General features: G+C 65.5%; 11 protein-coding genes. 6 read left to right on the top strand and 5 right to left on the bottom strand.

The genetic code is table 11. From position 1 onward, the window contains the following. Positions 1-133: 133 nt before the first annotated feature. Positions 134-1,303, top strand: a complete 1,170-nt coding sequence (locus tag QYH69_RS33490; protein ID WP_308835962.1) for a glycosyltransferase — start codon at positions 134-136, stop codon at positions 1,301-1,303. Positions 1,304-1,430: 127 nt separating this feature from the next. Here QYH69_RS33490 and waaA read toward each other — a convergent pair whose 3' ends face one another. The 4 genes from waaA to QYH69_RS33470 all read right to left on the bottom strand — a co-directional run bounded on the left by waaA (position 1,431) and on the right by QYH69_RS33470 (position 6,542). Further along, positions 1,431-2,759 carry a lipid IV(A) 3-deoxy-D-manno-octulosonic acid transferase gene (gene waaA / locus QYH69_RS33485; protein WP_308835961.1) on the bottom strand — a complete coding sequence of 443 codons (1,329 nt, stop codon included), beginning with the start codon at positions 2,757-2,759 and terminating at the stop codon, positions 1,431-1,433. Positions 2,760-2,904: 145 nt separating this feature from the next. Beyond that, on the bottom strand, positions 2,905-3,789 hold the full coding sequence (locus QYH69_RS33480) for a Kdo hydroxylase family protein (RefSeq protein ID WP_308835960.1): 885 nt from the start codon (positions 3,787-3,789) through the stop codon (positions 2,905-2,907). Between the two features lie 116 nt (positions 3,790-3,905). Beyond that, positions 3,906-4,925 carry a lipopolysaccharide heptosyltransferase I gene (waaC, locus tag QYH69_RS33475; protein WP_308835959.1) on the bottom strand — a complete coding sequence of 340 codons (1,020 nt, stop codon included), beginning with the start codon at positions 4,923-4,925 and terminating at the stop codon, positions 3,906-3,908. 222 nt (positions 4,926-5,147) lie between these two features. After that, positions 5,148-6,542, bottom strand: a complete 1,395-nt coding sequence (locus tag QYH69_RS33470; protein ID WP_308835958.1) for a phosphomannomutase/phosphoglucomutase — start codon at positions 6,540-6,542, stop codon at positions 5,148-5,150. A gap of 238 nt (positions 6,543-6,780) precedes the next feature. Here QYH69_RS33470 and QYH69_RS33465 point away from each other — a divergent pair, with 238 nt between their 5' ends. The 4 genes from QYH69_RS33465 (at position 6,781) to galE (ending at position 11,216) form a co-directional block, all read left to right on the top strand. Beyond that, on the top strand, positions 6,781-8,055 hold the full coding sequence (locus QYH69_RS33465; RefSeq protein WP_308835957.1) for an oligosaccharide flippase family protein: 1,275 nt from the start codon (positions 6,781-6,783) through the stop codon (positions 8,053-8,055). Between the two features lie 149 nt (positions 8,056-8,204). After that, positions 8,205-8,993 carry a glycosyltransferase gene (locus QYH69_RS33460; protein ID WP_308835977.1) on the top strand — a complete coding sequence of 263 codons (789 nt, stop codon included), beginning with the start codon at positions 8,205-8,207 and terminating at the stop codon, positions 8,991-8,993. Positions 8,994-9,024: 31 nt separating this feature from the next. After that, complete coding sequence (locus QYH69_RS33455) at positions 9,025-10,182, top strand: glycosyltransferase family 4 protein (protein WP_308835956.1); 1,158 nt, start codon at positions 9,025-9,027, stop codon at positions 10,180-10,182. Between the two features lie 11 nt (positions 10,183-10,193). Next, positions 10,194-11,216, top strand: a complete 1,023-nt coding sequence (gene galE / locus QYH69_RS33450; RefSeq protein WP_308835955.1) for a UDP-glucose 4-epimerase GalE — start codon at positions 10,194-10,196, stop codon at positions 11,214-11,216. Between the two features lie 49 nt (positions 11,217-11,265). On the opposite strand, the gene QYH69_RS33445 is transcribed toward galE, so the two are convergent. Then, positions 11,266-12,570, bottom strand: a complete 1,305-nt coding sequence (locus tag QYH69_RS33445; protein WP_308835954.1) for an acyl-CoA dehydrogenase — start codon at positions 12,568-12,570, stop codon at positions 11,266-11,268. A 243-nt stretch (positions 12,571-12,813) separates the two neighbouring features. On the opposite strand from QYH69_RS33445, the gene QYH69_RS33440 reads away from it, so the two are divergent. Further along, positions 12,814-13,171, top strand: a 358-nt coding sequence (locus QYH69_RS33440) for a DUF2165 domain-containing protein (RefSeq protein ID WP_308835953.1), incomplete at its 3' end; no start/stop codon positions are given.

The following is a 13,171-nucleotide window of genomic DNA, read 5'->3' as shown; positions in this document are numbered from 1 at the left end:
CCGGTCGCCCCACATCGCCGCCCGCACCCGGCACCGACCCACGCTCCTCACACCCATGCCCCAAACGGCCCCGCGCACTTCCGTCCTATTCAACGTCGTCGACTTCAACGACGGCGGCATCGAGTCCTCGCTAATGCAATGGCTGAGCATTCTCGATCGCAGCCGCTTCGAGATCACGCTCGCGGTGATGTACGCATCGCCAGCATTCGTGAGCCGCTTTCGCGCATTGATACCGCACGATGTAAAGGTCGAGATACTCGTCGACCGTCCATGGCTCAACTACTTCCAGTCGCGCCGCTACGCACGCAAGCTCGGCAAGCTCGGCCGCATCGGCCGCGACGTGTTCAACACGCTCGCCGTGCGCCCGCACGTCAGGAAGCGCATTGCCGGGCTCGCGAAGCGTCACGATGTGATCGTCGACTTCGATATGTCGCTGCGGCGCTGGGCCTCGCAATTCGACATCGCGTGGCTCGGCGTCAATCACTTCAGTTTTGACGCGCGGCTCGGCAGCCGTCCGCGCAAGGCGCGGCGCCTCGCGCTTCAATACGCGCGCTACGACGCCGTGATCGCGTTGAACCAGCATATGGCCGACGAAGCAAAGCAGATGTTCGGCGATACGCTGCGCCGGCTCGTCGTGCTGCCCAATGCGATCGATATCGATGCGATCCGCGCCTCGGCCAGCGCGCCGAATGCAATGAAAGCGCCGACCTCGGCGCCGTATGTCGTGTCCGTCGCGCGCCTCGACGAGATTCAGAAAGATCACCGCACGCTATTGCGCGCGTACGCGAAGTTGATCGAAGACATTGGTGTCAAAGACGATCTCGTGATCGTCGGGAACGGTGCGTTCAAACAGGAACTGGAAGCGCTCGCGGTGCAGCTCGGCATCGCGCCGCGCGTGCATTTCGTCGGCCATCAGGACAATCCGCATGCGCTCGTCGCCAACGCACGCGCACACGTGCTGAGTTCGCGCTACGAAGGCATGCCGATGGTGCTGCTCGAAGCGCTCGCGCACGGCAGGCCGATCGTTGCAACCGACTGCCCGACGGGCCCGCGCGAGATTCTCGATGACGGCCGCGCCGGCATGCTCGTGCCGATCGGCGACGTGGATGCGATGGCCGACGCGCTCGCGCGTATCGTCACCGACGCCGCCCTGCGCGACACGATGACCACGAACGCCCTGGCGCGCGCGCAACACTATGGAATCGAGCACAGTAACCGGCGTTTTGCCGCGTGCGTCAGCGATGTTCTCGCGGCTCGGCGCAAGCCTCAAAAGGCAGGGTCGCCCGCACAGCGCGCGATATGAAGCGAAGAAGCGAGGCGGCACGGGTATAGCTTCGACCGCGTGCGATGCTCAATCGAAGCACCTGGCTATGGCTACAAGGTCAGGTGCGCCGGCTTAACAAAAAAACCGCGCGCCTCTGCGCCTCGCTTCATTCCCCCGCCAATGCCGGCGCCTGATCCTCCGGCAACAACGTCGTCAACACATCCACCGTGCGCACCGTCGCGCCGCGATGGCGCGCGGCAAACGCGGACGCCGCCGCGCCCATCGCCGTGCGGCGCGGCCTGTCGTCGAACAGTTCGCGCAACACGCGCGCGAGGTCCGCGGGGTCCTTCACCTGAATCGCCGCGCCGGCCGCGACCGCATCGGCCGTCGCCTGCGTGAAGTTGAATACGTGCGGGCCGATCAGCACCGGCACGCCGACCGCGCACGCCTCGATCAGATTCTGCCCGCCGAGCGGCAACAGACTGCCGCCGATAAACGCAGCATCGGACGCTGCATAGTAAGCGCCAAGTTCGCCCATCGAATCGCCGAGCAGCACTTTCACCTCACGCGACAGCGAGCGCACCGGACCGAGCGCCGCAGCTGCCGCGCCAGCCGGCGCCCACACCGAGCGCCGTTCGACGCGCATGCCTTGACGCTCGACGAGCGCCGCAACTTCGTCGAACCGCTGCGGATGGCGCGGCACGAGCACCAGCAGCGCATCGTCGATCGCCAGCGCCGCGAACGCCTGCAGCACGAGTTCCTCTTCGCCTTCGCGCGTGCTCGCCGCGACCCACACGGGACGCTCGCCGATCGCGGCGCGCCACGCCTGGCCGCGCGCGACAAGTTCGGGCGGCGTGTGCATATCGAACTTCAGATTACCGAGCACGGCCACGTTGCGCGCGCCGAGCGCGGTCAAACGCTGCGCGTCGGACGGACTTTGCGCCAGGACGCGCGCAAAGCCGCCGAACACGTCGCGCGTTGCGTGGCCAAAGCGCGCCGCGCGCCGGTACGAGCGCTCCGACATCCGCGCGTTGGTCAGCACGAGCGGCACGTCGGCGCGCCGGCATTCGTCGATCAGCGTCGGCCATACCTCGGTCTCCATCACGAGACCGAGCGACGGCCGCCACGCGCGCAGAAAGCGCCGCACCGCGTGCGGCATGTCGTAGGGCAGATAGCAGCGCAGCACGCGGTCGCCGAAAATCTGCTCGCCCGTGGCGCGGCCGCTCGGCGTCATATGCGTGAGCAGAATGCGCGCGTCGGGACGCGCCTTGATCAGCGCGTCGACAAGCGGTTGCGCGGCGCGCGTCTCGCCGACCGATACCGCGTGCACCCAGATCAGCGGCGTGTCGTCTTCAGGCAGCCGGCCGCGCCCGCGGCCAAAGCGCTCGCCGATGTGCCGGCGGTAGCCCGGCTCCTTGCGCGAGCGCCACAGCAGGCGCGCCACCGCGACCGGCGCGGCGATCCACCAGAGCGCGTTATAGATCGCTCTCAGCATCGCGCCTCCACGCTGGCATCGAAGCATGAACGGGGGCCGACGCAGGCCGGCTTCGCCGCCCCTCGCGATATCCGCTGCGGCAAACCGCAGCGCCGGGCCTCGGCGCACGCCGCGCCGCGACGCCGCGATCCACGAACGCCGCCCCTCAAACCAGCGCCCTGCCCCGCAGCCGCTCGAGAATGCCAAGCGGCGCGCATTCGGGCTGCGCCATTGCCTTGACCGGCAGGAAGAACGTCTGCTCGAGCATGAACTGCCCCGACATCACCGCATGCGACGTCTGGTCCGAGAAGCACACCCAGACGCTGCCAGGTGGAAACGGCATGGTTTCTTGCGGCGACGACTTCTGATAATCGAGGTCCGCCTTCATGCCGTCGTGCAGTTGCAGCATCAGATGGTCGTATTCGCTGCGCGGGCTTTTCGTGACATGCAGCAGATTCAACAGCCACGCGGCGCCCGGCATTTGCGGCTTGATGCGCGGCAGGAAACGCTTCGCCATGTCTTCGAACGGCTCGCCGACGCGCCATACACGCGGCGTACCGTGCGGATTCACATTCGTGAACACGCGCAAGATGCGCTCGCCGTAGTTTGGCCGCGACGGGAACGCATCGACGTGCAAGCGGCTGTCGTCCTTGCGCCATGACGTCTGGCGCGTTTCGACCTGATGCAGCCGCAAGCTCGTCGGTGCGACGCGCAGCTTGTTGCGGTACTCGGGAAAGAGGCCGTCGACGAGCGTGCGCGCATTCGTCTGATAGCGTGCGATCAACGCGCGCACCGCCGATTGCGTGACCGTGTCGCCGAGCACGCCATGCAGCGCGCCGCCGTTCGGTTCGAGACTGATGTTCTTGCGGTTCGGATCGGCGATCGCCGGATCGAGCAGCGCGGTTTCGCCGCCTTCGATCGCAAAACGCAGGTTCGGGAAGTACAGCACCTTGCCGCGCTCGACGCCCGCGAGCAGCGTCTCGCGCGCCACCGACAGGTTCTGCGCCTGCCAGTCGCCGCTTGTCACTTCGATGATCTGGGATTCGTTCATGGTCGCCCTTCTTTTGCAGCGGATGAAGCGTAGGTAGCGTGTGCGGCGGCATACCGCCTGGTGGTGTCGCGTGGTATCGCGTGTTCGACTGCCGGTCGACCGTATCGCGAGGCCCTTTACAGCAGACCGAATCCGGCGAGCGCGTGCTTCACCGCCTGCAGCGTCGGCGGCTGGCCGGCCGTGCCGAGATTGATCACGTTCGGCGACCAGTAGCCGCCCGTCCGCCACGCGGTCGCGAAATTGTACAACTCGACCGTCGGCCGCTTGAGCGCTGCGGCAATATGCACAAGGCCCGTGTCGACGCCGACCGTCGCGTCGGCGCCTTCGATCAGGCCCACCACCGCCGGCAACGACAGCTTCGGCGGCACGATCGCGGCCGCGCCGAATTCTTTCGCGAGGCGCTCGCTCGTCGCGCGCTCCGCGTCGCTGCCCCACGGCAAAACCAGCGATGCGCCGCGCCGCACGAGCGACTGGCCGAGTTCGATCCACGCCGTGTCGGGCCACTGCTTGTCGGCACGCGAAGTCGCGTGCACGAACACGACGTACGGCACCGGCAGGTTCAGTTGCGCCTGCGAGACCGCCAGCGACGCGCGGCCGACATCGATGCCGAAGTCGATTTCGTCTGTCGGTTGCGGCGGCGGGTCGTCGAGCGCGGCGGCAACGAGCTGGCGCGTGCGCTCGACCACATGCGTACGCGGCTCGATCGGCACGCGCTTGCCGTAGAAGAAGCGCACCGGCCATTCATAGCCGGCGCCGTCCGTGCGGTTGCCGAGGCCCACGACCGGCCCGCGTGCCATCCGTGCGAGCCACGCGGTTTTGATAAGCCCCTGGCAGTCGATCACGAGGTCGTAGTGCTCGGCCGCGAGCGCACGGCGAAACGCGCGGATCTCGGCCCAGTTGGCCGGCGAAAACAGCTTCTTGCGCCAGCGCCGCAGCGACACGGGAATCGCCCGGCGCACGCCCTGCACGAGCTCGACGAGCCCCACGAAGCTTTCTTCGACCAGCCAATCGATTTGCGCGTCGGGATGGCGGCGGCGGATATCGGCAATCGCCGGCATGTTATGCACGACGTCGCCCAGCGACGAGACCCGTACGATCAGTATCTTTTGCGCGCTCAAGGATGGGGTGCCGGTCATTCCGGCATCGCAGTACGTTGAAAGGACGCAATTCTATCGCGCCGCGCGAAAAAGCCATGAAAAAACGCGGCGCGGCCCGTGCATGGGCTCGCGCCGCGTCGATCAGGCGTTGATGAAGCGTCGGTGCGGCGTTTCGACGTCGGAAGGCGGCGAAACGCGGACGCAGCAGAAACAAAGCGCGCCGATAAACCGGATAAACCGCGCCCGCTGCGCCGCGAGCCGTCAGAACGGCAGCTTCGCGTCCGCCTTCTCCGCCATGATCACACGGCGGAAGTCTTCCTGGATGCGCTTGAGCGCCGCATCGTTATCGGCCTCGAAGCGCATCACGACCACCGGCGTCGTATTCGACGAACGCGCAAGGCCGAAGCCGTCCGGATACTCGACGCGCAGCCCGTCGATCGTCACGACCTGATCGGCCTGCGGGAACTTCGCGCTCTTCTGCAGACGTGCGATCAGCTCGAAATTCTCGCCTTCCTGCAGCTTCAACTGCAACTCCGGCGTCGAATGCGAGTTCGGCAGGCCGTTCAACAGCGCGCTCGGATCCTTCACGCGCGCGAGAATTTCGAGCAGCCGCGCGCCCGTGTACAAGCCGTCGTCGAAGCCGTACCAGCGGTCCTTGAAGAACACATGGCCGCTCATCTCGCCCGCGAGCGGCGCGCCGGTTTCACGCAGCTTCGCCTTGACGAGCGAGTGGCCGGTTTTCCACATCAGCGGCTCGCCGCCCTTTTCCTTCACCCACGTCGCGAGATTACGCGTGCATTTCACGTCGTAGATAATCTGCGCGCCCTTGTTGCGCGACAGCACTTCTTCGGCGAACAGCATCAACTGACGGTCCGGATAGATGATCTGGCCGTCCTTCGTGACGACGCCGAGGCGGTCGCCGTCGCCGTCGAACGCAAAGCCGATTTCGGCGTCGGTTTCTTTCAGCGCGCGAATCACGTCCTGCAGATTCTCGGGGTGCGCCGGATCCGGATGGTGATTCGGGAAGTTGCCGTCGATCTCGGTAAAGAGTTCGACGAGCTCGCAGCCGAGCGCCTTGAAAAGCCGCGGCGCAAGACCGCCCGCCACGCCGTTGCCGGTATCGACGACAATCTTCAACGGCCTTGCAAGCTTGATGTCGCTGACAATGCGCTCGACGTAAGCATCGGCGATGTCGTAGTCGGCATATGTGCCGTTGCCCGATTCGAATTGGTTGTCGACGATGCGTTTGTAAAGCGCCTGGATCTGGTCGCCGTAAATCGCCGCGCCGCGCAGCACCATCTTGAAGCCGTTGTAGTCGGGCGGATTGTGGCTGCCCGTCACGACGATGCACGAATCGACGCGCCGTTCGCCGCCCGCGAACTGCAGCGGCACGCTCGCCGCGAAGTAGCCGACCGGCGTCGGCACCATGCCGACGTTGACCACGTCGACGCCTGCCGAGCGCAGTCCGTCGGACAGCGCCGCGATCAGTTCCGGGCCCGACAGTCGCCCGTCGCGCGCCACGACGACCGCGTCGCCGCCCTGCGCGCGCACTTCGCTGCCGAACGCGCGGCCGATCGACCGCGCCGCATCGGCATCGAGCGTTTTGCCGATCACACCGCGGATGTCATACGCCTTGAAAATCGATTGGGAGATCATGGATAGGCTCACTTACGTGCAATGGAAAAGTGCAATGGAAATTTTGTCCTGCGCATGACGAGGTCGCGTCTGCACCTTGCCGGAAGCGGTCCGGTTCCAACTTATAATTGCGTTTTTAGCGAACGCCTGCTCGTCCTATTCTAATGCCTAGACGCGTCCCGATTGTAAAGTTGCAGTTGCAAATGGCGCGCCTGACCGTGCTCATGGCGGATTTGGCCGGTGACCAGGCGGGCCGCGGATGCTGACATGGAAACGCTACGCGAACCCCGACGTCACGCGCGCGGTCGCCAATATCGTCTGGCTCGGGCTTGAGCGCCTCACGCAGATCGCCGTCGCCATCGCGATCAGCGGCCTGCTGGCCCGCTACTTCGGCCCGGACGTGTTCGGCAAATGGCAGTATGCGAATACGCTGCTGCTCGTGCTCGCGCCGCTCACGTGGGTCTGCGGCGCCGAGATTCTCGTGCCGACCATCGTGCGCCGCCCCGCCGCGGAGCTCGGCACCGTGCTCGGCAGCGCCTTCGTATTGCGGCTAACGGTCTCCGTCGCCGCGCTACTCGTCACGTGGGCCGCGATCGCGGCGAACCGCGACATCCGCTTCACCGACCCGCTCGTGGGCACGATGCTGGCCGGCCTCGCGGTCACGATGCTGTTTCGCGAACCGCTTACCGGCGTGATCAACGCGTGGCTGCAGAGCATGACGTTCAGCAAGCCGCAGTTGCTGACGAGCATGTCGACCGCCATCGTCAAGGCGCTGCTGGTCTGGCTGCTCGTGCGCGCGGCGGCGCCGGCCGGCAGCTTCGGCTGGCTGTGGGCGCTCGAGGCGGCCGCGATCGGCGCGATTCTGCTCGCGTACTACGTGAAGCGGCACGGCGGCACGCTCGGATGGCACGTCGAGCGGCCTTTGGTGCGTCATTTCGCGAGTGCCGGAACAGTCTTCTGGATCGGGCTGATCTGCATGTATCTGTTCCTGAAACTCGACCGCCTGATGCTCGAACGCGCGATTTCGTTCGCCGATCTCGGACGCTATTCGGCAGCGCAGCAGTTGAACGAAAACTGGATCACGCTCGCGCTGATGCTCGCGCAAACCATCGCGCCGGCCTTCGTCTATCGCGTCGACGAAGCCGTGCGGCTGCGCCGCAATATGTGGCGCCTCGCCGCGCTGACCTTCGCGATCATGGCGGGCGGCGCGTTCGTGCTCGATCTGCTCGCGGGCTTCATCATCCGCCATGTGTTCGGGCCGGATTACGAAGGCGCGATCGGCATTTTCCGCTGGGCCGTATGGCTGTCCGTGCCGGCCGGCATCGAGGCGATCGGCAATCTCGTCGTGCTCAAATACCAGGCGAAGTTCGTGCTGCTGTCGAAATGGCTGCTCGCGCTCGCGGTGGCGTTCGCGGTCAATCTGCTGGCCATTCCGCGCATGGGCGCGTATGGCGCGCTCGTCGGGCTCGCGGCCGGGTATCTGGCGGCCGCGGCGGTCAATCTTTATTACATCCGTTTGAAACTGGGCTCATGACGTCTTCTTCCGCATCCGCACGCCCGCCGCGACACACGGACCCGCACCCGGACCCGGACCCGCACCCGGACCCGCGCGCGCCGCAGGCCGGCGCGCCGACCGGCCCGGCTACATCAGGCCGCGCGTCGCTGGCCGACGTCGCGGTGCTGATGCCCGCCTACAACGGCCAGGCCGACGTCGACCGCACGCTGGCATCGTTTAGCGAAAGCGAGCCCGTGCACGTGCTGATCGTCGACGACGGCAGCACGCCGCCGCTTGTCGCACCGTCGCTGCCGAACCTCAGCATCGAGATTCTGCGCATGCCGCAAAACGGCGGCATCGAACGCGCGTTGCAGGCCGGCATCGAAGCACTCGCCGCGCGCGGCTTTCGTTATGCAGCGCGAATCGATGCGGGCGACGTGACCGTGCCGCAACGGCTCGCGAAACAGCGCGCGTATCTCGATGCGCATCCGCACGTGGCCGGCCTCGGCATGTGGGCGCAAGTCGTCGCGCTCGACGGTACGCCGCTGTTCATGCTCGCGCCGCCGGCCGATCCGCAGGCAATCCGCCGCATCCGCTTTCTGCGCGCGTGCTTCGTCCACCCTTCGATGATGCTGCGTATCGACGCGGTGCTCGCGGTCGGCAACTATCGCGCCGCCTATCGTTCCGCCGAAGATCTCGACCTGTTCCTGCGCCTGATGGAACGCTACGACTGCGCGAACCTGCCCGAACTCGGCCTTTACTACGAGCTCAACCAAAACGGCATCAGCGCGACGAAGCGGCGCCGCCAGATCGCGTCGACGCTCAAACTGCAATTGCATTACTTCAACGCCGCGAACCCCTACGAATGGCTCGGCCTTGCGAAGAGCCTGTTGCATTTCGTCACGCCGTACGGCACGCTGCGGCGAATCAAACGCTTTGTCTACGCGCGCGGGACACAACCGCGCGCGACTCATTGACGAGCTCACTTCGGCCCCGACCCGCGACTTCATGAAACCACGCATCGAGCGCCCCGCCGACCTTCGCGTCGTCCTCGTCTGCAATACGTCGTTTGCGATCTACACGTACCGGCAAGGGCTGATTCGCGCACTCGTCGCACGCGGCGTCGAGGTCAGCGTGATCGCACCGCGCGACCGCACGACCGATCTGCTGACCGGCATGGGCTGCCGCTTCATCGAACTCGCGGTCGCGTCGAAAAGCACGAACCCGCTCGACGATCTGCGCACCTTGCTGCAACTCTACCGGCTCTATCGCGCCATGCGCCCGCACGTCGTGTTCCACTACACGATCAAGCCGAATATTTACGGCTCGGTCGCCGCGCGGCTCGCGGGCGTCGCGTCGGTGGCGGTTACGACCGGTCTCGGCTACGTTTTTATCCAGCAAAGCCGCGCCGCGCGGGTCGCAAAACGCCTCTATCGCTTTGCGTTCCGCTTCCCGCGCGAAGTCTGGTTTTTGAATCGCGATGACGAAACCGCGTTCATCGAGCAGAATCTGCTCGTGTACCCTGAACGGGCGCGTCTGCTGCATGGCGAAGGCGTCGACCTCGAACAGTTCGCGCCGGCGCCGCTGCCCGAACGCGCCTCGCGCGCTGGGTTCGCCTTCGTACTGATCGGCCGGCTCCTGTGGGATAAAGGTATCGGCGAATATGTCGAAGCGGCGCGCAAGCTGCGCGCGCGTTATCCGCAGGCGCGTTTTCAGCTGCTCGGGCCGCTCAACGTCGAGAACCCGAGCGCGATTTCGCGCGCCGATGTCGACGCGTGGCAGCAGGAAGGCATCGTCGAGTACCTCGGCGAAGCGCACGACGTGCGGCCCGTGATCGCCGCGGCGGACTGCGTGGTGCTGCCGTCGTATCGCGAAGGCGTGCCGCGCACGCTGCTCGAAGCGGCCGCGATGGAGCGGCCGATCGTCGCGACCGACGTGCCCGGCTGCCGCGAAGTGGTCGAGCATGGTGTCAACGGCCTGTTATGTGAAGTGCGTAATGTGGACAGTCTGGCCGACGCCCTCGCGCGCATGCTCGAGAAGAGCGAAACGGAACGGCGCGCGATGGCGCAACGCGGCCGGCAGAAAGTCGCGAACGAATTCGATGAACGGCTCGTCATCGAACGCTATAAAGACCTGCTAAACAATCTGACGGGCGTCACACTTTAAGGGAGCAAAGCATGGCGACGAAGGGCACGATTCTGGTAACGGGCGGCGCGGGCTATATCGGCTCGCATACATGTGTGGCCTTGCTCGACGACGGCTACGACGTCGTCGTCATCGACAACCTCGTGAACAGCAATCGCAAATCGCTCGAACGCGTCGAGCAGATCACGGGCAAGCGCGTGGCGTTCTACGAGGCCGACGTGCGCGATGCGGCCGCCCTCGAACAGATTTTCGACCGCCATCGCGTGAGCGGCGCAATCCACTTCGCGGCATTGAAAGCGGTCGGCGAATCGGTCGCGAAGCCGATCGAGTACTACCAGAACAACATCGGCAGCCTGCTCACGCTGCTCGACGTGATGCGCCAGCGCAATGTGAAGCAGTTCGTGTTCAGTTCGTCGGCTACCGTCTACGGCGTGCCGGAAAGCTCGCCGATCGACGAATCGTTTCCGCTTTCGGCAACGAACCCGTATGGCCAGTCGAAACTGATCGCCGAGCAGATTCTGCGCGACGTCGAAGTTTCGGACTCATCGTGGCGCATCGCGACGCTGCGTTACTTCAACCCGGTCGGCGCGCATGAAAGCGGGCTGATCGGCGAAGCACCGGGCGGCATTCCGAACAACCTGATGCCGTATGTCGCGCAGGTCGCGGTCGGCAAGCGCGAAAAGCTCAACGTGTTCGGCGGCGATTACGACACGCCCGACGGCACCGGCGTGCGCGATTACATTCACGTCGTCGATCTCGCGCAAGGGCATATCAAGGCGCTCGATGCGCTCGCGAAACTCGATAAGAGTTTCGTCGTGAATCTGGGCACGGGCCAAGGCTATAGCGTGCTCGACGTGGTGCGCTCGTTCGAGAAAGCGTCGGGGCGCAAGGTGCCGTATGAAATCGCCGCGCGGCGGCCCGGCGATATCGCGCAGTGCTTCGCAAACCCGGCGGCTGCCGAACGGCTGCTCGGCTGGCGCGCGCAACATGGCATCGAGCGCATGTGCGTCGACCACTGGCGCTGGCAGGAACGCAACCCGAACGGGTTCGAATAAACGTTGCGGCGCACGCGCCGCGCGAATCGCGTCAATCGTCAATCGTCGATCAGGTCAGGCTCGGCAACAGGGGTGTATTCGGCGCCTTGCCTGCCGCGACGCGGCCATAGATTTCGAAGAGCGTGTCGGCGTACAGCGCGCCGTGCATCGTCGCAACGCGCACGTCGTGCCAGATCCGGTTCATCGGGCCGGTGCGGTTGACGAACGCGGTCCCCGATGCGCCGGCGAGGCGGTCCACGGCTTCCCATATCAACTGGCTCGCAAAAGCGGCGTCGCGCCATATGCGCGCGCGCTGCTCCACACTGATGCGCTCGCGGCGTTCCGTATCCGCTTCGAGCAGGCGGATCGCATGCCGGATCACCGATTCGGCCGCATCGATCTTCGCCGTCGCCTCGCCGATCTGCAGGTGCGTGACCGCCGCCTCGTCCTGCTTCTCGTAGGTCGTGAACGCGATGCCGCGCGTGCCGATCTTTTCCGTCAGCAGTTCGACGGCCGCTTTGGCCATGCCGACCATCGGGCAGACGAGACGCAGCGCGAGCGTCGGCACCATCGGCGTGCGGTAGCCGGGCACATCGAGCAGGTGCGTCGCTGCGTAATCGTCCTGCAGGTTGCGACCCATCGACGCAATCCGCTCGTCGGGCACGAACACGTCCTTGACCGTCACCGACGTGCTGCCGGTGCCGCGCAGACCGATCGTGTCCCAGTCGTCGAGCGGCGTGACGTCCGAAGCCGGTAACAGCGCAGCGCCGCGGCCGATCAACTCGCCCGCGTCGTCGACGAGCGGAATGCCGAGCTGGTCCCATTGCGCGTGATAGAAGCCCGTGTTGTACGTCCATAGCCCGTCTTCGATCACATAGCCGCCGGCCACGCGCCGTGTCTTCGCGCGGCGCGGCCCGATCGAACCGCAGATGCGCACGCTCGCGCCCGGCGTAAATATCTTGTCGGTGACGTGCTGCGGGTACGACACGGACGTAAGCCATGTAAATGTCGTCAACAGCGCGAGCGTCCATGCCGTGGAGCCATCGCCGCGCGCAAGTTCGATCACCGTATCGAGATAGGTTTCGTAAGAGGCCTGAAGGCCGCCGTACATTTTCGGGCGGGCCAGGTCGAACAGGCGCGCTTTTTCCAGATCGGCGATCGTCGCATCGGGCAGCTTCGACAGCGCGTCGGTTTCAGCGGTGCGCGAGCGCAGCACGGGAATGAGCGCGGCAGCCGAGGCGACGACGCCGGCGCGACCGCTTGCGGCCGGATCGCCGCCGGCGCCGCCAGCCGCGGCCTGGCCGCGCGCATCCGATGCGCCATTGAAAGCTGCGTGCGCGGCAGTGCCGCGCTGCGCCGTATCGATCGTACTCATGCAAGCTCCTGATGGGGCACGCTGCCCGTTCGCGTGAATCCCGCGATGGCGCGCGCGACTGGCCGGAAACGCGCGGACCGGCGCGACAGGCTGTCGTATGCACTCGCGGCATACGTGCGCCCTGTCCTGACTTAACATCCGAGTCCGGCAAATATTCCTGTGCATACGCAATCGCCGGGTAAGGAGGAATAGCGCGGCGGATCAACTGTTTCAGAGGGACCATCCACTTCGCCCGCCACGCCGATGACCGTTCGCCTCGTCAAAATCGCCTTGTCCGTCATGCTCGCCGCGTTTGCCGGCATCGTCGCATTCGACAATCTCGTCGATTACGGCTCGAACTATCAGTTCGTACAGCACGTGCTGAGCATGGACACCACCTTCCCGCACAACGCGCTGCTGGGCCGCGCGACAAGCAATCCGGCCTGGTGGCAGCTCAGTTACTGGACGATCATCGCCGGCGAGACCGTGACATGCCTGCTGCTCATCGCCGGCGCGCTCGTGTTGTGGCGCAACCGTTATGAAAGCGGCGAAGTCGGAGGCCAAGCGGTCTTAGGAAGACAAAACATTCTACCAACTCCTTGGCTCACAGAACGACATGGCT

The sequence above is a fragment of the Paraburkholderia sp. SARCC-3016 genome (assembly GCF_031119615.1).
Lineage (GTDB): Bacteria > Pseudomonadota > Gammaproteobacteria > Burkholderiales > Burkholderiaceae > Paraburkholderia.
The sequence above is the reverse complement of the archived record's forward strand: the minus strand, read 5'-3'. Positions and strand labels throughout refer to the sequence as shown.